This is a genomic window from Stenotrophomonas sp. FR024 (assembly GCF_047500745.2).
Classification (GTDB): Bacteria; Pseudomonadota; Gammaproteobacteria; order Xanthomonadales; family Xanthomonadaceae; genus Stenotrophomonas; species Stenotrophomonas maltophilia_A.
In genome coordinates, this window is record NZ_JAXAXM020000009.1 from 159,857 (window position 1) to 180,826 (window position 20,970).

The following is a 20,970-nucleotide window of genomic DNA, read 5'->3' on the forward strand; positions in this document are numbered from 1 at the left end:
GCGCAGGCCTCAATGCCATCGCGTATGGAAAAACCCGCCGTTGATCGGCGGGTTTTTCTTTGCGCGCTTGAAACTCCAGTCGCGACCGCTAGTTACATGCATTTTCATGCGTCGAGGAATCGTCACGCATGTATAACAAAATACTTTCATAAACACGTGAAATAGTGATGTGCTTCACGGCAATAGGATTTGCTGTGTCAAAGTCTTGACGATCTGCAAAGTTGCCGTTAACACTTGAGCCCCGTTTCAGAATCATTCATTTCGCAGTAACCGCTTGGCGCACGCGCTCGGTTTTCTGTCGCTGCGCGCCGTTCGGCAATACCCCGCAGTAAATCACGCGAATAAACGCCCCCAGGGGACGTTGGGCCGGAAAGCCCAGCGGTGGCGTTGCTTTGCCCAAAACCAGTCCAATCAGGAGCCGTACCGATGAATCGGATTTATCGCAAGGTCTGGAACAAAGCATTGGGTCAGTTGGTGGTGGCCTCGGAACTGGCCTCCTCCGACAGCGGCGGCGGGGTCGTCGACCAGCGCCGCGATGCGACACAGGCCACGCCCGCACTGTTGGCAGTGGCACTGGGCCTGGCAATGGGGTTGGGCATGAGCGGCAGCGCCGCAGCACAGTCGGTGCAGATCGGCGGCAGCGCCACCTGCGTTGCATTCAGCGGCAAGCTGCTCGAAAAGTGCCTGATCGAAGGCTCGGCCACGGCCAAGGGCAGCAACGCGGTGGCGATCGGCAGCAACAGCAATGCCAGTGCCGCCAACAGCGTTGCGCTGGGCGCTGGCTCCAAGGCCACGCGGGCCAACACCGTGTCCGTCGGCGATGCCGGCAAGGAACGGCAGATCGCCAACGTTGCGGCGGGCACCCAGGCGACCGATGCGGTGAACAAGGCGCAGTTGGACGCGCAGGCGCGCGCCACCCAGGCTGCGCTGGCCGACGTTGCCGCAGATGGCAACCGCTATTTCAAGGCCGATGGCGCAGGCGATGACAGCGACGCGGCGAAGATCGACGGGCAGGGCGCAGTCGCGGCCGGTGCCGGCGCGCAGTCGCTGGCCAATGCCACCACTGCCATCGGTACCCAGGCCATTGCCGCGGGCCTGGGCGCAAGCGCGTTCGGCCAGGGCGCCTTGGCAATCGGCGATGCCAGCGTGGTGGTCGGGCAGAGCGCTGCGGCCTTCGGTCTTGGCGACACCGCGGTTGGCGCAAGCGCGACCGCCGCCAGCGAGAACGGCGCGGCCACCGCACTGGGTGCGCTGTCCGAAGCGACTGCCGATGGCGCCACGGCTGTGGGCGGCGGTGCCGTGGCGATGGGCCCGGGCAGCACCGCATTGGGCCGCGGCGCTACCGCCGCCAACGAAGCGTCGATTGCGGTGGGTGCATTCAGCACCGCCGTTGGTGAATACAGCACCGCGCTGGGCTCGAATTCCGCTGCGGTTGCCACCGGCAGCGTGGCGCTCGGCGCGGGCTCGCTGGCCGACCGCGTCGATACCGTGTCCGTTGGTGCCGCCGAATACGGGCTGACCCGGCAGATCACCAGCGTGGCCGCAGGCACCGAAGACAACGATGCAGTCAATGTCGGTCAGCTGAAGGACGTCGCCGCCGTGGCCGATTCCACCGCCAAGCGCTTCCAGGCCAATGGCAGCAGCAACAGCGATGCCGGTGCACTGGCCGAGGGCGACGAGGCGCTGGCGGCCGGCGAGGCCGCCAATGCCATCGGCAACGGCACCACTGCAGTCGGTGCCGGCGCCACCGCCGTCGCGCAGAACGCCACTGCCGTTGGCAACAACGCGCTGGCCTCGGGCCAGAACAGTGCCGCGTTCGGCAACAACGCGCAGGCCAACGGTCCGGGCAGCGTTGCCGTGGGTGGCGCTGCGGTGGATGCCGACGGCAACCCGCTGATCACCAGCGGCGGCGTGCCGGTGGAAACCGGCGCAACCAGCGCAGGCGTCGGCGGCACTGCGGTCGGCGCCAGTGCCGAAGCCAGTGGTTTTGCGGCGTCGTCCTACGGCGTCGGCGCCTATGCGGCCGGTGCGCAGGCGTCGGCCTTCGGCGCCGTGGCCAATGCCATCGGCGATTATTCCACCGCGCTGGGTACGCAGAGCAACGCGACGGGCACCAGCAGCGTCGCCATCGGTGGTCCGGCTGACCTGATCCCCGGCCTGGGCTTCTTCGTGCAGACCCAGGCCAGTGGCGAAGCCGCCACCGCCGTCGGTGCCGGTGCCATCGCCAGTGGCGACCGTGCCGTGGCCAACGGCAGCCTCAGCGAAGCCTCCGGCGCCGAAGCGACCGCGGTCGGCTACTTCGCCTATGCACCGGGCGAGAACGCCAGTGCCCTCGGCGCGCAGACCTGGGCGAGCGGTGCGCAGAGCACGGCCGTGGGTTACTACGCCACCGCACGCGGCGCGAACAGTGTGGCACTCGGCGCGAATTCCGAAGCGGTGCGCGCCAACAGCGTGGCCGTCGGCAGCGCCGGCAACGAGCGGCAGATCACCAGTGTTGCTGCAGGCAGCGAAGCCACCGATGCGGTGAACAAAGCCCAGCTCGACGCCGTGGCCAGCACTGCCGACACCACCGCGCGTTTCTTCCAGGCACAGCCGGAGGCGGGCAGTGATGCTGGCGCACTGGCTGATGGCGAAGGCTCCATCGCTGTGGGTTCGTCGAGCAATGCGATCGGCGCAGGTGCCATTGCACATGGTGCTGCCGCGTCGGCCATCGGCGATGACAGCGTGGCCGTGGGCCGCAACAGCGCGGCCACCGGTAATGGCGGTGTCGCCATCGGTGGCCTCGGCCAGGCCTACGACGAGTTCAACCAGCCGATCATCGGTGCCGATGGCACGGCGCAGCAGGTGGGCACCACCGCTGTTGCCGATGCCACCGCAGTCGGCAGCGGCGCGCAGGCCACCGGGGCTGCCAGCAGCGCCTTCGGCAACGCGGCCAAGGCCAGTGGTGACAACAGCTTCGCCGCAGGCGGCAAGTCGCGCGCCACCGGCAGCTATGCGGTTGCGGTCGGCGACAGCGCATTCGCCAGCAGCGATGACAGCACTGCAGTAGGCGGTTACAGCTGGGCGACTGCCAGTGGCGCAGCAGCATTCGGTTCGGGTGCATGGGCCACTGCCACCAATGCCTCGGCGTTCGGCAACGCGGCCTGGGCCAGTGGCAGCGGCGCAACGTCCATCGGTTACAACAGCTGGGCCAACGGCGCCAGCTCCACAGCGGTCGGCCGTGGTGCCTTCGGCTATGGCGACAACAGCGTGGCGCTGGGCTTCCAGGCGCTGGGCAACAGCATCAACAGCATCGCCATCGGCACCAACACGGTAGCCGGTGGTGAAAGCGCGATCGCGCTGGGTGCGGGCAGCAATGCCAGCGCCAGCAATACGGTCGCGCTGGGTGCCGGTTCGGTCGCCAACCGAGCGCGCACGGTGTCGGTGGGCAGCGCCGGCAACGAACGCCAGGTCACCAACGTCGCCGCCGGCACCCAGGCCACCGATGCGGTGAACAAGGCGCAGCTGGATGCGGTGGCGACCACGGCCACCACCACCAGCCGCTTCTTCCAGGCCAGCGGCAACGGTGATGACGTAGCCGGTGCGCTGGTGGAAGGTGACAACGCACTGGCGGCCGGTGATGCCGCCAACGCCATCGGCAATGGCGCCACCGCACTGGGTAGCGGCGCCAACGCGCTGGCCAGCAACGCACAGGCGCTGGGCTTCAATGCGTTGGCGACCGCAGCCAACGCCAGCGCTGTTGGTGCCAACGCACAGGCCACGGGCGAGTACGCCACCGCGCATGGCGCGGAAAGCGAAGCCAGCGGCGAGCAGAGCGCGGCGTTCGGTGCGGCCAGCATCGCCAGCGGCGCCGGTAGCACTGCCAATGGCGTGCTGTCCGAAGCGTCCGGCGAAGAGGCCGTGGCCGTGGGCTACTTCAGCAATGCCAGTGGTGACGCGGCCACCGCTGTCGGTAGCGAGAGCGTAGCCAGTGGTACGGCGTCGGCGGCCTTCGGTATCGGTGCCGAAGCCAGCGGCGGTTACAGCACCGCCATCGGTGGCTACGCGCAGGCCTCGGCGTTCAATGCCACCGCGTTCGGCAACTTCGCCAACGCCTCCGGCTCCAACAGCGTGGCAGTGGGTGGCGACTCGGAAGCGTCCGGCGCCTACAGCACCGCCACCGGCCAGGGCAGCCTGGCCACCGGCACCAACAGTGTCGCCGTTGGCGGCTCGCTGTTCGGTCTGCTGGCCACCGAGGCATCGGGCAACTACTCCACTGCGGTGGGTGGTGGCGCCTGGTCGGGGGGCATCAACAGCACCGCACTGGGCAACGCCGCCGAATCGCGTGGTGCCAACAGCGTGGCGCTGGGTGCGGACTCGATTGCCGACCGTGACAACACCGTATCGGTGGGCGGCGGTGGCAATACCCGCCAGATCACCAATGTGGCCGACGGCATCCAGGGCAATGATGCGGTCAACAGGAATCAGCTCGATGCCGTAGCCGCGGCAGCGGAAAAGACCAGCCGGCAGTTCCAGGCCAGTGGCAATGCCGATGGCGAAACCGGGGCGCTGGTCGAGGGTGACAACGCGCTGGCGGCCGGTGACGCGGCCAATGCGATCGGCAACGGTGCCACCGCGCTTGGCAGTGGTGCCAATGCGCTGGCCGCCAACGCCACCGCCGTGGGCATCGATGCGCTGGCCACCGGTAGCAACGCGGCTGCCCTGGGCAGCACGGCACAGGCCACCGGCGAAGACAGCCTGGCGCTCGGTACCGGCGCCAGCGCCAGTGAACTGGGCGCCACAGCCACCGGTGCGCGTGCGCAGGCCAGTGGTGCGTACAGCACCGCCAGCGGCGCCGAAGCCAATGCCAGCGGCACCCAGGCATTGGCCAGCGGCTTCCGCAGCGCCGCGTCCGCCGATGGCACTACCGCTGTCGGCGGTTATGCCGAAGCCAGCGGTCGGCTCGGCACGGCACTGGGCTACGGTTCGGCGGCCAGTGGCGCCAACACCACGGCGGTCGGCTTCGGTGCCGCCGCCGCCGGTACCGGTGCAGTAGCGGTCGGTCAGTCCAGCGAAGCCAGTGGCGAAGAAAGCGTGGCGATCGGTGGCAGCACCTTCTTCGGCCTGATCCCGTCGCGTGCCAGTGGCACCGGTGCCGCGGCATTCGGTGCGGGCGCGTGGGCCACCGAAGACTACGCCACGGCGATCGGCTGGAATTCGTGGGCGGCGGGCAGCAGCGCCACCGCGCTGGGTGCCAACGCCACCGCCAATGGCAACAACAGCGTCGCGCTCGGCGCCGGATCCAAGGCCGACCGTGACAACACTGTGGCCGTCGGCAAGGCGGGCGGTGAGCGCCAGGTCACCCATGTCGCAGGCGGTACCGAAGCCACCGATGCGGTGAACAAAGGCCAGTTGGATGCAGTCGCCAGCGTCGCCGACAAGACCAGCCGGCAGTTCCAGGCCAGCGGCAATGCCGATGGCGAGGCCGGTGCCCTGGTGGACGGTGACAACGCACTGGCCGCCGGCAACGCGGCCAACGCCATCGGCAACGGCGCCACCGCGCTGGGCAGTGGTGCCAATGCCATGGCCGGCAATGCCACGGCCGTGGGCTTCGATGCGCTCGCCACCGGCAACAATGCGGCGGCGCTCGGCAACGCGGCGCAGGCTGCTGGTGTCGACAGCGTAGCCGTGGGCAGTGGCGCCAGCGCCAGCGAACTCGGCGCCAGTGCTACCGGCGCCGGCGCCCAGGCCAAGGGCGCTTACAGCACTGCCAGCGGCGCGCAGGCCACGGCCAGCGGCACCCAGTCGCAGGCCAGTGGTTTCCGCGCCAATGCTTCGGCCGACGGCGCTTCGGCGCTGGGCAGCTATGCCGAAGCCAGTGGTCGCCTTGGCACTGCAGTGGGTTACGGCAGCAAGGCCACCGGCGCCAATGCCACTGCGGTGGGTGTCAGTGCCAACGCGTCGGCGGCCGGCAGCATCGCACTGGGCGCAGGCTCGGTGGCCGACCGTGCCAACACCGTGTCGGTGGGCAGCAGCACCAGTGATCGTCAGATCACCCGCGTCGCCGCCGGTACCGAGCGCACCGATGCGGTCAATCGCGGCCAGCTTGATGCGGTCGCCGCAACCGCTGATGGCACGGCGCGTTACGTCAAGGCCACCGGCGCAGGTATCGCCAGCGCCAGCGGCAGTGATGCCGCCGCGATCGGTTCGGCGGCCAGCGCCAGCGGCGCACGCAGCAATGCACTGGGTGCCAATGCGATGGCGATCGGCAATGGTGCACTTGCGCTGGGTACCAGCGCCGGCGCATCCGGTGCCAACTCGGTGGCACTGGGCGCAGGTTCGCGTGCGCTCGATGCCAACGTGGTGTCGGTCGGCGGTGGCAACGGCACCGAGGGTCCGGCCACGCGCCGCATCGTCAATGTGGCCGATGGCCGCATCGCCGCCGGCAGCAGCGATGCCATCACCGGCTCCCAGCTCAACGTCACCAACCAGCGGGTGGGTGCGGTGGAAACGCGCGTGGGCGATTTCGATTCGCGCATCGCCACCGTGGAAACCACCGCGGCCAGCGCGGTCGGCTACGACGACGCCAGCCGTGACCGCCTGACCCTGTCCGGCTTCCAGGGCACCACCATCGACAACGTCGGTGCCGGCAGCATCGCTGCGGGCAGTCGCCAGGCGATCAACGGCGGCCAGCTGTTCCAGTCGCTCAGCGATGCCGCCAGCTTCCTCGGCGGTGGTGCCAGCGTCGGCATGCAGGGGGTGTTCGTGGCCCCGAACTACGTGATCCAGGGCGCCACCTACAGCAACGTCGGCGATGCGCTCGGCGCGCTGGACCGCAAGGTCAGCGAGATCGACCGCAGAACCGCCGGTGGCTCGCGTGCCGGGACTGCCAACCTGCGCGCGATGAGTGCCTCGCTGGATGAGAGCCCGCTGGCAAGCACCGCTGATGCACCTGCAACGGCCGACGCGGCACCGGCCAGCACCGCGCGTGTGCAGGGCACGCCGACCGCTGCTGCCGCCGGTGCCGGGATTCCGGTTGGCACTCCCGCGACGGGCTTCAATGCCGTCGCCATGGGCGAGGGCGCCGTCGCCAGTGGCGCTTCGTCCACGGCCATCGGCCAGGGCGCCAATGCCACTGCGGCAAATGCCGTGGCGCTGGGCCAGGGCTCGGTTGCCGATCGTGCCAACACGGTCTCGGTGGGCAGTGAAGGCAACGAGCGCCAGGTCACCAATGTGGCGGCGGGTACCACGGCCACCGATGCGGTCAACAAGGGCCAGCTCGACCGTGGCATGGCCACGGCCAACAGCTACACCGACAGCCGCGTCCAGGCCGTCGCCGACAGCTTCGATGTGTTCAAGGGCGAGATCGACGGACGCCTGCGCCACATGGATCGCCGCATCGACCGCCAGGGTGCGATGAGCGCGGCGATGCTCAACATGGCCACCAGTGCCGCCGGTATCCGCACCCAGAACCGGGTCGGCGTCGGCATTGGTTTCCAGGGCGGCGAGTCGGCGTTGTCGCTGGGCTACCAGCGTGCGATCAGCGATCGCGCCACGGTGACCTTCGGCGGTGCTTTCAGCAGCGACGACAGCTCGGTTGGCGTCGGTGCCGGCTTCGGCTGGTAAGCCACTCCATCGCGCCGGCGGCCACCCACGCCGGCGCAGCACCTGCAGTGAGGGCCTGGGGGGAGGTCACGGCAATCCCGGCTGGGCCGGCCGGGAGTCGTCAAGGAATGATGGCCGCAGTGTTGGTTCGATCCATGACCCAGAAGAGGAATTCGACGTGATCAAGAAGCAGAACCTTCGCATCAATGTGCTTGCCGCCGCCGTGCTGTCGATGACGGCCGTCGGTGCCGTCCACGCCGCCGGCCTGCCGACCCGCGAACCGGTGCGCCAGGCCAGCACCGCCCAGCCGGGCACCGAGCGCATCATCGTCAAGTACCGGGCCGGCGCTGCCGCCGCCACCGACCGCTCGGCGAAGCTGTCCACCGTGCAGTCGGCGCTGACCCGGGCCAGCCTGTCCGGCGGTACCTCACGTGCCAGTACCCTCGGCCCGCAGGTGGTACGCAAGCTCGCTACCGGTGCGGACCTGATCCGCGTGCAGGGCCGCCTGGCCCCGGCCGAACTGCAGCGTGTGCTGAAGGAACTGCAGGCCGACCCGTCGGTGCAGTACGCCGAAGCCGACGTGAAGCTGCGCCGCACCGAACTGCGTGCCGGCAACGTACAGCCGGCGCTGGTGCCGAACGATCCCTTCTACCAGCAGAACCAGTGGCATCTGCACAATGCGGTCGGCGGCATCAACGCACCGGCGGCATGGGATGTCTCGCAGGGTGAGGGCATCGTGGTGGCGGTGATCGATACCGGCATCCTGCCGCAGCATCCGGACCTGGTCGGCAACCTGCTGGAGGGTTACGACTTCATCAGCGATGCGGAGACCTCGCGGCGCCCGACCAACGATCGTGTGCCGGGTGCGCAGGACTACGGTGACTGGGTCGAGAACGACAACGAGTGCTATGACGGCTCGCTGGCCGAGGACAGTTCCTGGCACGGCACCCACGTCGCTGGCACCGTGGCCGAGCAGACCAACAACGGCGTCGGCATGGCCGGTGTCGCCTACAAGGCCAAGGTGCTGCCGGTACGTGTGCTGGGCAAGTGCGGCGGCTACCTGTCCGACATCGCCGACGCGGTGGTCTGGGCATCGGGTGGCACGGTGACCGGCATCCCGGCCAACACCAACCCGGCCGAGATCATCAACATGAGCCTGGGCGGCAGCGGTACCTGCGGCAGCACCTACCAGGACGCCATCAACGGCGCGATCTCGCGTGGCACCACGGTGGTGGTCGCGGCGGGCAATGAAGCCGACAACGCATCCAAGTACCGTCCGGCCAGCTGCGAAGGCGTGGTGACCGTGGGTGCCACGCGCATCACCGGCGGCATCACCTACTACTCCAACTACGGCACCCGCGTGGACCTGTCCGGTCCGGGTGGCGGCGGCAGTGTCGACGGCAACCCGGGTGGCTACATCTGGCAGACCGGCTCCAATGCGGCGACCACGCCGGAATCGGGCACGCCGGGCTACATGGGCATGGGCGGTACCTCGATGGCCTCGCCGCATGTGGCCGCCGTTGCTGCACTGGTGCAGAGCGCACTGATCGCCAAGGGCAAGGATCCGCTGACCCCGGCCGCGATGCGTACCCTGCTGAAGGAAACCGCACGTCCGTTCCCGGTCGCCATCCCGGCAGCCACGCCGATCGGTACCGGCATCCTCGATGCCAAGGCCGCGCTGGCCAAGGCACTGGAAGAACCGTGCACCGAGAACTGCGGGCCGGTGGCCACGCCGCTGACCAACAAGGCCGCCGTCGGTGGCCTGTCCGGTGCGGCCGGCAGCAGCAAGCTCTACAGCTTCGAAGCGGCTGCCGGCAAGCAGTTCAGCGTGATCACCTACGGTGGCACCGGCAACGTTTCGGTCTACGTGGCTGAAGGCCGTGAGCCCAGTGCCAGCGACAACGACGCCAAGTCGACCCGTCCGGGCACCTCCGAGACGGTGCGGGTGACCAAGCCGGTGGCGGCCACCTACTACATCAAGGTGGTGGGTGAAGCGGCCTACAACGGGGTGAGCATTCTCGCCACGCAGTAAGCTTGAACTGTCGTAGTTGAATGGCCGAAGCCCGTCATCCCATGTGACGGGCTTCGTCTTTTTACGAAAGGTGGCGCAGGGGCGGCGGAAATCATGGCTTAACTGTTAAAGTCGAGCCGATTGACAGGAGAGTCATGTGAACGCGCTTGCTGCTACCGCCGCTGCCGACGACGCTGAAGGCCGCATCCTGGATGCGCTGCTGGCGCGCGGCCGGCTGAAGGAAGGCGATCTGGCACGTGCGCGGCCGCTGCACGCAGAGGCCGGCGGCAGCCTGCTGGGCCTGCTGGTGCGGCTGGGGCTGGTCTCCGAGCGTGACCAGGCCCAGGCCAGCGCCGAAGTGCTGGGGCTGCCGCTGCTGGAAGGCAAACAGCTGCCGGAAGCACCGCCACAAGGGCTGGCGGAAGGCTTGCCGTTGTCGCTGCGCTTCCTCAAGCAGTTCCATGTCTGCCCGCTGGCGCTGGATGAACAGGGGGTCCGGCTGTGGCTGGCCGATGCCCATGATCCTTATCCGCAGCAGGCCGTGCAGCTGGCACTGGGTGTACCGGTGACACCGGTGCTGGGCATGCGCGCAGAAATTGATGACCTGGTCGAACGCTGGTTCGGCCAGGGCCGCAGCGCGATGGGCGCGATCGTCGAAACCGCCGATGGCGAGGGCGGTGCGGTCGATGACATCGAGCATCTGCGTGACCTCGCCTCGGAAGCGCCGGTGATCCGCCTGGTCAACCTGGTGATCCAGCGTGCAGTGGAGCTGCGCGCTTCGGACATCCATGTCGAACCGTTCGAAAGCCGGTTGAAGGTGCGTTACCGCGTCGATGGCGTGCTGGTGGAAGGCGAAAGCCCGCCGGCCAACCTCACTGCTGCGGTGATCAGCCGCATCAAGATCATGGCCCGGCTCAACATCGCCGAGCGCCGCCTGCCGCAGGACGGCCGCATCATGCTGCGCGTGCAGGGCAAGGAGCTGGACCTGCGCGTGAGCACGGTGCCGACCGCGCACGGCGAAAGCGTGGTGATGCGATTGCTGGACCGCGAAACGGTGGTGTTCGATTTCCATCGTCTCGGTTTCACTGACGCCTTCCTGCCGCAGTTCCGCAAGGTGCTGGAACAGCCGCACGGCATCCTGCTGGTGACCGGCCCGACCGGTTCAGGCAAGACCACCACGCTGTACACCGCGCTGAGCCAGCTGAACACTGCCGACGTCAAGATCATCACGGTCGAAGACCCGGTGGAATACCAGATCGAAGGCATCAACCAGATCCAGGCCAAGCCGCAGATCGGCCTGGACTTCGCCAACGCCCTGCGCAGCATCGTGCGCCAGGACCCGGACATCATCATGATCGGCGAAATGCGCGACCTGGAAACCGCGCGCATCGCGATCCAGTCGGCGCTGACCGGCCACCTGGTGCTGTCCACCCTGCATACCAACAACGCAGCCGGCGGCATCACCCGCCTGCTCGACATGGGCGTGGAAGACTACCTGCTTACCTCCACCATCAACGGCATCCTGGCCCAGCGCCTGGTGCGTCGGCTGGAGCCGACCCATGCCGAGCGCTATGAAGCCTCGCCGGAGGAGATCGAACGCTTCGAGCTGCGCCGCCTGCAGCCGGAAGGACCGATCCACCTGTACCGCCCGAAGCCCTCCGCGCTGGCGCCGACCGGTTACCTCGGCCGGACCACCATCATGGAATTCCTGGTGATGAACGACGCGCTGCGGCGCGCGGTGATGCGCCGCGACGGCATGGGCGAGATCGAACGCATTGCCCGCGAAGCCGGTATGCGCACGATGTACGAAGATGGTCTGTCCAAGGCCCTCAGTGGTCAGACGACCATCGAGGAAGTGCTGCGTGTCACCGAGGAAAGCTGATGCGCGCAGGACGCCGGGGCTGACATGCCGACCTACCGTTACAAGGCACTGAATCCGCACGGCGAGATCTTCGACGGGCAGATGGAAGCGGCAAGCGAGGCCGAGCTGGTCGCGCGCCTGCAGGACCAGGGCCATCTGCCGATGGAGACCCAGCTGGCCGATGGCGGTGCGATCGGTGGCAGTACCTGGCGCAACCTGTTCCGCCAACGGCCGCTGCAGGGTGCGGCATTGCTGCAGTTCACCCAGCAGCTGGCGACACTGCTCGGTGCAGGCCAGCCGCTGGATCGCGCGCTGTCGATCCTGCTCGGGTTGCCCGAAGACGAACGCTCGCGCCGCGCGATCACCGACATCCGCGATGTGGTGCGCGGTGGCGCGCCGCTGTCGACCGCACTGGAGCGCCAGCATGGGTTGTTCTCGCGCCTGTACGTGAACATGGTGCGGGCCGGTGAAGCCGGCGGCAGCCTGCACGAAACCCTGCAGCGCCTGGCCGACTACCTCGAACGCAGCCGCGCGTTGCAGGGCAAGGTGATCAACGCGCTGGTGTACCCGGCCATCCTGCTGGTGGTGGTGGGTGGCGCGCTGCTGTTCCTGCTCGGCTACGTGGTGCCGCAGTTCGCGCAGATGTACGAAAGCCTGGATGTGGCGCTGCCGTGGTTCACCAACGCGGTGCTGCAGCTGGGCCTGTTCGTGCGCGACTGGTGGGTGTTGCTGCTGGTGGTGCCAGGGATACTTGCGCTGTTCTTCGAACGCAAGGCGCGGCAACCGGCCTTCCGGCTGGCGCTGGATGGCTGGCTGCTGCAGCGTCGCGGCATCGGCCGCCTGCTCGGCGAACTGGAAACCGCGCGGCTGGCCCGCACGCTGGGCACCCTGCTGCGCAATGGCGTGCCGTTGCTGGGTGCCTTGGGCATCGCCCGCAACGTGCTGGGCAACCGCGCGCTGGCCGCCGATGTGGAAGCCGCCGCGGATGAAGTGAAGAACGGTACCGGCCTGTCGCTGGCGCTGTCGCGCGGCAAGCGTTTCCCGCGCCTGGCGCTGCAGATGATCCAGGTCGGCGAGGAATCCGGTGCACTCGATACCATGCTGCTGAAAGCCGCCGATACCTTCGAACAGGACAGCGCCCGGCGCATCGACCGCCTGCTGGCGGCGATGGTGCCGGCGATCACCCTGGTGCTGGCCTCGGTGGTCGGTGCGGTGATCGTTGCCGTGCTGGTACCGCTGTACGACCTGACCAATGCCATCGGTTGACGATGGATCCCTACGCAACCCCGACACTCCGCAACTGAAAGGACCGACCATGATTGCTTCCCGTCGACCGATCCGCCTTTCCTTCACCGCCGCGCGCAACCAGTCGGGCATGAGCCTGCTGGAAATCATCATCGTCATCGTGCTGATCGGTGCGGTGCTGACCCTGGTCGCCAGCCGCGTGCTGGGCGGCGCCGATCGCGGCAAGGCCAACATCGCCAAGGCGCAGGTGCAGACCGTTGCGTCCAAGGTCGACAATTACCAGATCGATACCGGCAAGCTGCCCGGCTCGCTCAACGATCTGGTGACCGCACCGGCGGGTGTCGGTGGCTGGCTGGGGCCGTATGCCAAGCCGGCTGACCTGAACGACCCGTGGGGCCACGCGCTGGAGTACCGTGCGCCGGGCGAAGGCCAGCCGTACGAGCTGATCAGCCTCGGCAAGGATGGCAAGGCCGGCGGCAGCAGCGTCGATGCCGACATCCGCTACCAGCCGTAATCCTGCATGACGTATTTCCTGCCGCGCCGGCTGCCTCGCCCGCGCCTGCACGGCAGGCGCGCAGCAGGCCTGTCGCTGCTGGAAATGCTGCTGGTGATCGCGCTGATCGCAGCGATCGGCCTGATTACCGCCGCCGGCCTGTCGCGCGGCTTCGCCGGCATGCAGCTGCGCAGCGCCGGCAAGGACATCGCCAACCAGCTGCGGGTAGTACGCGCGCAGGCGATCGCCCGCGGCGAGCCGCAGCGCTTTGTCATCGAACCGGCAAAGCGGCGCTGGGAAGGCGCCAACCAGCGCCATGGTGACGTGCCGGCACAGCTGCAGGTGCAGTTCGAAGGCGCCGCGCAGCTGGCCACCGCGCCAGGGCAGGGCGTGATCGAGTTCCATCCCGATGGTGGCTCCAGCGGTGGCCGCATCCGGCTGCAGCGTGACGATGCCGAATGGCGCATCGACGTGGGCTGGCTGACCGGTGAGGTCCGCTCCGGCCCCTGGCGGGCACAATGAAGCGGCACATTCGCGGCTTTACCTTGCTGGAAGTGATCATCGCCTTTGCCCTGCTCGGGCTGGCGCTGACCCTGCTGCTGGGCAGTCTGTCCGGTGGTGCCAGGCAGGTGCGCGAGGCCGAGCTGCGCACGCGCGCGATACTGCATGCGCAGTCGCTGCTGGCCGAAACCGGTGTCGCCACGCCACTGCAGGTGGGTAGCCAGCAGGGCGACTGGGAACAGGGACGCTACCACTGGGAGCTGCAGGTGCAGCCGTGGGTGGAGCCACGTGCCGGCAACGCCGTGCAGTCACAGTCGGCCGGTGCCCCCTGGCTGGCCGAACTGCAGCTGCAGGTGCGTTGGGGCGACAGCGAACGCGAGCAGCTGCGCTGGCGCAGCCTGCGCCTGCTGCCGCCGGACCTGGAGAGCGCGCGATGAAGCGCCGCGCCGCGGGTTTCACGCTGGTTGAAGTGATGCTGGCCACGGTGCTGCTGGCCGGTGGCCTGGCGCTGGCGTTCGCCAGCGTCCGCTCGGCAATGGCGGTCAGTCAGCGTGGCGAGCAGATCGCGGCCGAGAGTGAGCGCATGCGCGCGGTGCAGGCGCTGTTGCGGCGGCAGCTGGCCGGTGCGCTGCGCGCGCCGCTGGAAGTACCCGATCCCACCCGCGAACCGATCTTCTTCCAGGGCGAAGAGCAGCGCATGTTGTTCGCCGCCGATCTGCCGGGCTACCTCGGCCGCGGCGGACCCTACCTGCACGCGCTGCAGGTGGACGGCCGCGATGGCCAGCAGCGCTTGCTGCTGGACCTGGTGCTGCTGCAGGAAGGCGAGCGCATCGCCGAGAACCCGCCGCGCCCGCCGGAAGTGCTGGTGGAAAACCTGAAGTCGGTACAACTTCGCTATCGCGGCATCGATGCCAGTACCGGCCAGGTGAGCGACTGGATGCCGCGCTGGGACGATACCCGCCGCCTGCCGATGCTGGTGGAGATCAAGATCGTCCCGGCCAGGGGCGCGCCCTGGCCGACGCTGGTGGTGGCGCCGCGCAACGGTGGCAGCGGAGGCGCGCGATGAACCGGCAACACGGTGCGGCACTGGTACTGGTGCTGTGGTTGATCGCATTGATGACCGCGCTGGTCGGTGCGTTCGCGCTGAGCGCACGGGTCGAGCATCTGCAGCAGCGGGTGCTGGATGACGATGCACGCGGCCAGGAACGGGCGCGCGCCGGCCTGGAGTACGCGCTGCTGCGCCTGTCCGCCGATCCGCTGCGGGCGCCCTGGCGCGCTGATGGCCGAACCTACCGCTGGCAGTTCGATGACGCCAGCATCGCGATCAAGGTGCTGGACGAGAACGGCAAGATCAACCTGAACCTGGTCGACGTGACCTTGCTGACCGCGTTCCTCAAGGCGCTCGGCGAAGACGAAGGGGCAGCCCGGCAGCTGGCCGGTGCCATTGTCGACTGGCGTGATGAAGACAGCCTGCTGCAGCCGGGCGGCGGTGCCGAAGCCCCGGACTATGCGGCGGCGGGGTTGCCGTATGGCCCACGCAACAAGCGTTTCGAGACGCTCGGTGAACTGCAGCGGGTACTGGGCATGCGCGGCCCGCTGTACAAGGCCATGCTGCCGCACCTGACCCTGTACAGCCGCCAGGCACGCCCGGATCCCCAGTTCGCCAGCGCGCCGGTGCTGACCGCACTGGGCCTGGATGCGGATACCGTGCTGGCGCAGCGCGCACAGCAGGAGCGTGACGCAGATACCGCTGGCGGTGCGACAACGCTTGCCAGCAGCAGCGGCACCTATAGTATCGAGTCTCGTGCAACCGACGGCAGTGGACGCCGGTCGGTGTTGCAGGCAGTGGTACGCAATGGCTCGGGCGGGGTTCCCGGGCGGTCCTACACAGTGCTTCGCTGGGAGCAGGGAATGACAGCAAGATGACGGCATGGCAGGACAGTGTGCGGCAGGTGCAGGGCCGGATCGGCCCTGGCGCCGGCCGTTTCCTGCGCTGGTGGCGGCAATCGCTGCTGGCCTGGGTGCCGGCACGTTGGCAGTGGGCACTGGGCTGGGCACAGGCGCGCCTGCTGCTGCAGCGCCAGGGTGAGCAGCTGCAGGTCTGGCGAGAGGCCGGAGAACGCCGCGAAGCAGTTGCCAGCGTGCCATGGCCGCTGTCGCCGGCCGAACTGGACCGCGTGCTGGAACCGCGACTGCGCAGCCTGCCGCGGGTGTGGCTGCTGCCGGCCAGCGAGGTACTGCGTCGTCATCTGCGCCTACCTGCGGCTGCGGCCGACCGGCTGCGCGCCGTGGTCGGTTTCGAGATCGACCGCCAGACGCCGTTCGAATCCAGCCAGGTCAGCTATGACGTGCGTGAACTCGGGGGCGCCGCCGAGGGCCAGCTGCAGGTCGAACTGATCGCCTGGCCACTGCGCCAGCTTGAGGCGTGGCGGGCCAGCGTAGGCGAATGGGCCGATGCACTGGCCGGTGTCGATGCCATCGACACCGAGGGTGAATCCCTGCAGGTGAATCTGCTGCCACCGGGGCAGCGCCAGCTGCGGGCAGACCCGACGCGGCGCTGGAATGTGCTGCTGGCCGTGGCCGCGCTGGTGATGCTGGTGCTGGCGGCCCTGCAGCTGCTCGACAACCGCCGCGCCGCCGCCGACGAACTGCGTGCGCAGGTCGAGCGCAGTGCACGCAGTGCGCGTGGTGTCGCCAGCGAACGCGCGCAGCTGCAGGCGCTGATCGATGGTGCCGCATTCCTGGAAAAGCAGCGCAGCCAGCGCGCCGGAACGGTGGAAATCTGGAATGAACTGACCCGGCGCCTGCCGGAGGGCACTTACCTGGAAAAGCTGGCCATCGAGAACAACAACCTGCAGCTGATCGGCCTGAGCCGCGAGGCCTCGCAGCTGGTGCAGCTGCTGCAGGACGCACCGCAGTGGCGCAAGGTCAACCTGACCGGCGTACTGCAGGCCGATGGCGCAGCCAGTGGCCGTGACCGCTTCACCATGACCGCCGAACTGCAGCCGTTGCCGGCTGCGGCCCCGACACGGGAGGCGGCCGATGCCGATGCCAAGCGCACGCCGTGACCGCTGGCTGGCACTGGCGCTGCTGCTGGCAGTGCTGGGTCTGGCGTACCTGCTGCTGGTGCACCCCTGGTTCACCCAGCCACTGCGCGAAATCGACGCCGACGTGGCTGCCCTGCGCGAGCGCGAGCAGCGCGTGCAGGCGCAGCTGCAGCAGCAGCCGCAGATCGAACAGCGCCTGCGCGCCACCCGCGAGGCACTGCAGCAGCGGCCGGGCTTCCTGCGCGAAGCCACCGCCGAAGCTGCGGCCGCTGCGCTGGGCGCGAAGCTGCAGGATGCGGTGGCGATGGCCAGCCCGGGCAACCGCAGCTGCACCATCAGCAACCGCACGCCACTGACCGACAACCGCCGTGACGCCGAATTCGTGCGCGTGGCCATGCAGGTGCGCCTGCGTTGCGGTGTGGCCGAACTGGCCACGGTGCTGCACAGCCTGGAAACCGGCAGCCCGCGCCTGTTCGTCGACAACCTCAACCTGATCGCGCAGCGCTTCCAGCAGTCGCCCAACGAGTCCGGGCTCGGCCTGGACGTGTCGTTCGAACTGGCCGGTTACCTGCTGCCCGGTGCTGCGGCCGATGGCGCTGCGCCGGCACCTGCAGCCGAACCGGGCGCGGCGCCGCAACCGCCTTCGGCCACACCTGCACCGGCCGCCGCACCGGCTGCGCCGGAAGAAGGGCAGGAGGTGGCCGATGAAGCTTGAGCAGATCAGCCTTCGCACCGGCTTCCTGCTGGCACTGGCCGGCTGGGCGGCAGCGGTCTGGCTGGCCACCGGCTTCGGTCTGGGCAGCCAGCTGCCAGGTGCGGACGGTGATGCCGATGCGGTGCCTTCGTTGCCGGTGCTGCCGCCGTTGGTTGCAGAACGCATGGCCAGTGCCGACAGCTACAGCGCGATCGGCGAGCGACCGCTGTTCGCCGAGGACCGCAGGCCGAAGCCCTACCTGCTCGGCGGCAGCGAGCCCGCCGCCAGCGCCGCGCTGCGCCTGACCGGCGTGCTGCTGACCGGCGACTTCGGCATGGCCACCTTCACCACCGAACAGAACCGCTCGCTGCGCCTGCGCCTCAACGGTGAAGCCGTCGACGGCTGGCAGCTGGTCGCACTGCAGCCGCGCCAGGCCACCGTGATCGGCCCCGGTGGCAACCAGGTGCTGGAACTGGCGGTATTCAACGGGCAGGGGGGGGAACCGCCGACCGTGCTGCGCGGCGCCAACGGTGCGCCACCGGCCGGTGCGATCGTTGTGCCGCCCCCGGCAGGCGCTCCGCCGGCACCGCCGCCGGCTGCGGCAACCGCATCGCCGTCGCCTGCTGGCAGTGCGCCGGCATCCTCGGCTGCGGCGGCCGCCACACCGCCTGCCAACAACAACGGCCCCAGCGAAGCGCAGATGCAGGCCATTCGCGAACGCATCCAGGCCCGTCGCCGCCAGCTGCAGCAACAACAACAGCAGCAACAACCGTCGCCGCCCCCGGGCGATGGCACCAACCGATAGAGTGAATGCATGAGCCTGCGTTTCCTTCCCTGGTCCTTTGCCCTCGCGCTGCTGGTCGGCTGCAGCACCGTGTCCGCACCGCATGTGCAGCGCAAGGGCAATCTGTCGCCCACTGCCGAGGCCGGCCAGGCGGCCGAAGTCGCCGCTGATGCTGCCCGTGACGCCCAGGGCGCTCCGCAGGCGGTGATCCGCCGTGGCACCGGCACCATGATCAACCGCGAAGCAGCACGCGCACCGGCTCCGGCACTGCATGGCGCCAGCACCGGTGAAGCAACCTTCAATTTCGAAGGCGAATCGGTGCATGCGGTGGTCAAGGCCATCCTCGGTGACATGCTGGGCCAGAACTACGTGATCGCACCGGGGGTGCAGGGCACAGTCACCCTGGCCACGCCCAAGCCGGTGTCGCCGGCGCAGGCGTTGAACCTGCTGGAGATGGTGCTGGGCTGGAACAATGCCCGCATGGTCTACAGCGGCGGCCGCTACAACATCGTCGCCGCCGATCAGGCATTGGCCGGCACCGTCGCACCGAGTACGGCGCCGGCGGCCAGCGCACGCGGTTTCGAGGTGCGGGTGATCCCGCTGCAGTTCATCTCCGCAACTGAAATGAAGAAGGTGCTGGAGCCGTACGCGCGCCCCAACGCCATCGTCAACGTCGACAGCGGCCGCAACGTGATCACCCTGGGCGGTACCCGCGCCGAGCTGGAAAACTACATGCGCACTGTCGAGATCTTCGACGTCGACTGGCTGTCGGGCATGTCGGTGGGCGTGTTCCCGATCCAGTCGGGGAAGGCCGAGCAGGTGGCCGCCGATCTGGAGAAGGTGTTCGGCGAGGAGAGCAAGACGCCCAGCGCCGGCATGTTCCGCTTCCTGCCGCTGGAAAACGCCAACGCGGTGCTGGTGATCACCCCGCAGGTGCGTTACCTGGACCAGATCCAGCAGTGGCTGGACCGCATCGATACCGCCGGTGGCAGCGCCCGCCTGTTCTCCTATGAGCTGCGCTACATCAAGGCGCGGGATCTGGCCGAACGCCTCAGTGAAGCCTTCGCCAGCAGCGGCAATCGCGGCGGCTCCAGCCCGGCCTCGCTGGCACCGGGTGCAATGCCGTCGCAGCTGGGCAGCGACGGTGAGCGTGGCATGGACAGCAACAACAGCAGCAATTTCGGTTCGACGCCGGGCAGTGGCTCCAGTGGCACCGGCAACGGCAGCATGAACCTGCCGCAGCGCCAGTCCGGCAACGTCAGCGTCAGCCTGGAAGTGGAAGGCGATCGCGTGGGCGTGTCGGCGGTGGAGGAAACCAACACCCTGCTGGTGCGCTCGACCCCGCAGGCCTGGCGCTCGATCCGCGAAGTGATCGAGAAGCTGGACGTGATGCCGCTGCAGGTGCATATCGAAGCGCAGGTGGCCGAGGTCGCACTGGAGGGTGACCTGAAGTACGGCGTGAACTGGTTCTTCGACAACGCGGTGGCCGGGCGCGCGCTGACCGGCGCATTGGCCGGCGTGACCCTGCCGGCCGCCGCCGGCGGCTCCTGGAGCAGCTTTGCCGGTGCCGCGACCGGTGGCGAAGGCCTTGGCTGGGCGTTCACCGGCCACAATGGCGCGGCGGTGGTCAGCGCGCTGGACAAGGTCACCGATGTGCGCCTGCTGCAGACCCCCTCGGTGTTCGTGCGCAACAACGCCGAGGCCACGCTCAACGTGGGTGACAAGGTGCCGATCAACACCACCACGGTGAACACCGGTATCGGCGCCGGCACCTACAGTTCGGTGCAGTACATCGACACCGGCGTGATCCTGAAGGTGCGGCCGCGCGTGACCCGTGATGGCACCGTGTTCCTCGACATCGTGCAGGAAGTGAGCAGTGCCTCCAACGTGCCGGACAATTGCAATCCGACGGAGCGCAACTGCAACCCGCGTATTTCCACCAAGAAGCTGTCGACCGAAGCGGCGGTGCAGAGCGGGGACACCATCATGCTGGCCGGCCTGATCACCGACACGGGCACCGATGGCAGCAGCGGCATCCCCGGCCTGAGCCGGATTCCGGTGGTGGGCGCACTGTTCGGGCAGAAGAGCCGCACCAGCCGCCGTTCGGAGGTGATCGTGCTGCTGACGCCGAGCATCGTGCGCAACGGGCAGGAGGCACGCACCCTGACCGACGAGTACAGCCAGCGCTTCCGCGCGATGGAACCGCTGAACCAGCCGCGCGCAAAGAAGTAAGGGGTTACGGCCGGGCTGCGCCCGGCACCCGCAGAGGCCAGAGCTGGAGCAACAGCAACAGCAACAGCAACAGCAACAGCAACAGCGGGTTTCTGGGGGATGGCGGGGCGGTGTGGGTTGTCAGGACACGCCGTAAACCCTTCCATGGGGGCTCGATGGCGCCATCCATGGCGCCAACGGTCCTGCCAACCCACACCGCCCCGCCTCTGACAGATTCCCGCGGCTGTTGGTAGGTGTCGACCTTGGTCGACACGCTGGATCCACGCCATGCGTGGATGCTTTTCGATTCCAATTCGAAATATTCGATTCCGATGGAGATTCATCCACGCATGGCGTGGATCTACTGCAGATCGCAGAGATCTGTCGAAGGCGGGGTGGGTCCGGTTGCGGGAGTGTCCGCGGCATGGATGCCGCGGCCAAGCCCCCATGGTGAAGTGACCCCCGAGACTTGGACGGGGTCAGGCGGCCGATTGGGCCTGCTCCCGGTACTTTACCGGGCTCAGACCTTTCAGTTTCAG

The 20,970-nt window shown here is 68.4% G+C and carries 13 protein-coding genes; all 13 read left to right on the top strand.

Features of this window, described 5'->3' with window-relative positions; all coding sequences use genetic code 11:
• The first annotated feature begins 426 nt into the window (after positions 1 to 426).
• The 13 genes from ACMZ91_RS12170 (at position 427) to gspD (ending at position 20,452) form a co-directional block, all read left to right on the top strand.
• On the top strand, positions 427 to 7,605 hold the full coding sequence (locus ACMZ91_RS12170; protein WP_049461662.1) for an ESPR-type extended signal peptide-containing protein: 7,179 nt from the start codon (positions 427 to 429) through the stop codon (positions 7,603 to 7,605).
• Between the two features lie 157 nt (positions 7,606 to 7,762).
• On the top strand, positions 7,763 to 9,616 hold the full coding sequence (locus ACMZ91_RS12175) for a S8 family peptidase (RefSeq protein ID WP_049461663.1): 1,854 nt from the start codon (positions 7,763 to 7,765) through the stop codon (positions 9,614 to 9,616).
• A gap of 136 nt (positions 9,617 to 9,752) precedes the next feature.
• A complete protein-coding gene (gene gspE, locus ACMZ91_RS12180; RefSeq protein ID WP_049424954.1) occupies positions 9,753 to 11,477 on the top strand; it encodes a type II secretion system ATPase GspE in 1,725 nt (574 codons plus the stop codon).
• 24 nt (positions 11,478 to 11,501) lie between these two features.
• Positions 11,502 to 12,722 carry a type II secretion system protein XpsF gene (xpsF, locus tag ACMZ91_RS12185; protein ID WP_032130133.1) on the top strand — a complete coding sequence of 407 codons (1,221 nt, stop codon included), beginning with the start codon at positions 11,502 to 11,504 and terminating at the stop codon, positions 12,720 to 12,722.
• 49 nt (positions 12,723 to 12,771) lie between these two features.
• Complete coding sequence (gspG, locus tag ACMZ91_RS12190; protein ID WP_004142831.1) at positions 12,772 to 13,215, top strand: type II secretion system major pseudopilin GspG; 444 nt, start codon at positions 12,772 to 12,774, stop codon at positions 13,213 to 13,215.
• A gap of 6 nt (positions 13,216 to 13,221) precedes the next feature.
• A complete protein-coding gene (gene xpsH / locus ACMZ91_RS12195) occupies positions 13,222 to 13,716 on the top strand; it encodes a type II secretion system protein XpsH (protein WP_032130132.1) in 495 nt (164 codons plus the stop codon).
• Positions 13,713 to 14,132: a type II secretion system protein XpsI gene (gene xpsI / locus ACMZ91_RS12200; RefSeq protein ID WP_049461664.1), complete on the top strand. Its 420-nt coding sequence runs from the start codon at positions 13,713 to 13,715 to the stop codon at positions 14,130 to 14,132. Before xpsH ends, xpsI begins: the two co-directional genes overlap by 4 nt.
• The gene (locus tag ACMZ91_RS12205) at positions 14,129 to 14,761 is read left to right on the top strand and encodes a type II secretion system protein J (protein ID WP_071228220.1); all 633 of its coding nucleotides are present in this window, start codon (positions 14,129 to 14,131) and stop codon (positions 14,759 to 14,761) included. Before xpsI ends, ACMZ91_RS12205 begins: the two co-directional genes overlap by 4 nt.
• Positions 14,758 to 15,621: a type II secretion system minor pseudopilin gene (locus tag ACMZ91_RS12210; RefSeq protein ID WP_414578252.1), complete on the top strand. Its 864-nt coding sequence runs from the start codon at positions 14,758 to 14,760 to the stop codon at positions 15,619 to 15,621. Before ACMZ91_RS12205 ends, ACMZ91_RS12210 begins: the two co-directional genes overlap by 4 nt.
• Complete coding sequence (locus ACMZ91_RS12215) at positions 15,618 to 16,763, top strand: PilN domain-containing protein (protein WP_049461666.1); 1,146 nt, start codon at positions 15,618 to 15,620, stop codon at positions 16,761 to 16,763. Before ACMZ91_RS12210 ends, ACMZ91_RS12215 begins: the two co-directional genes overlap by 4 nt.
• Entirely contained in the window at positions 16,738 to 17,457 is a 720-nt protein-coding gene (gene gspM / locus ACMZ91_RS12220; protein WP_032130127.1) for a type II secretion system protein GspM, read from the top strand. The genes ACMZ91_RS12215 and gspM overlap by 26 nt, the downstream gene beginning before the upstream one ends.
• Positions 17,447 to 18,241 carry a type II secretion system protein, XpsN-like gene (locus ACMZ91_RS12225; RefSeq protein WP_049461667.1) on the top strand — a complete coding sequence of 265 codons (795 nt, stop codon included), beginning with the start codon at positions 17,447 to 17,449 and terminating at the stop codon, positions 18,239 to 18,241. The genes gspM and ACMZ91_RS12225 overlap by 11 nt, the downstream gene beginning before the upstream one ends.
• 9 nt (positions 18,242 to 18,250) lie before the next feature.
• On the top strand, positions 18,251 to 20,452 hold the full coding sequence (gspD, locus tag ACMZ91_RS12230; protein ID WP_049461668.1) for a type II secretion system secretin GspD: 2,202 nt from the start codon (positions 18,251 to 18,253) through the stop codon (positions 20,450 to 20,452).
• Positions 20,453 to 20,970 lie beyond the last annotated feature (518 nt).

Coding starts and splice junctions, on each gene's coding strand:
- gspD (WP_049461668.1), top strand. CDS start 18,251: ATGAGCCTGCGTTTCCTTCCCTGGTCCTTTGCCCTCGCGCTGCTGGTC.
- gspG (WP_004142831.1), top strand. CDS start 12,772: ATGATTGCTTCCCGTCGACCGATCCGCCTTTCCTTCACCGCCGCGCGC.
- gspM (WP_032130127.1), top strand. CDS start 16,738: ATGCCGATGCCAAGCGCACGCCGTGACCGCTGGCTGGCACTGGCGCTG.
- ACMZ91_RS12205 (WP_071228220.1), top strand. CDS start 14,129: ATGAAGCGCCGCGCCGCGGGTTTCACGCTGGTTGAAGTGATGCTGGCC.
- ACMZ91_RS12225 (WP_049461667.1), top strand. CDS start 17,447: ATGAAGCTTGAGCAGATCAGCCTTCGCACCGGCTTCCTGCTGGCACTG.
- xpsH (WP_032130132.1), top strand. CDS start 13,222: ATGACGTATTTCCTGCCGCGCCGGCTGCCTCGCCCGCGCCTGCACGGC.
- ACMZ91_RS12170 (WP_049461662.1), top strand. CDS start 427: ATGAATCGGATTTATCGCAAGGTCTGGAACAAAGCATTGGGTCAGTTG.
- xpsF (WP_032130133.1), top strand. CDS start 11,502: ATGCCGACCTACCGTTACAAGGCACTGAATCCGCACGGCGAGATCTTC.
- ACMZ91_RS12210 (WP_414578252.1), top strand. CDS start 14,758: ATGAACCGGCAACACGGTGCGGCACTGGTACTGGTGCTGTGGTTGATC.
- xpsI (WP_049461664.1), top strand. CDS start 13,713: ATGAAGCGGCACATTCGCGGCTTTACCTTGCTGGAAGTGATCATCGCC.
- ACMZ91_RS12215 (WP_049461666.1), top strand. CDS start 15,618: ATGACGGCATGGCAGGACAGTGTGCGGCAGGTGCAGGGCCGGATCGGC.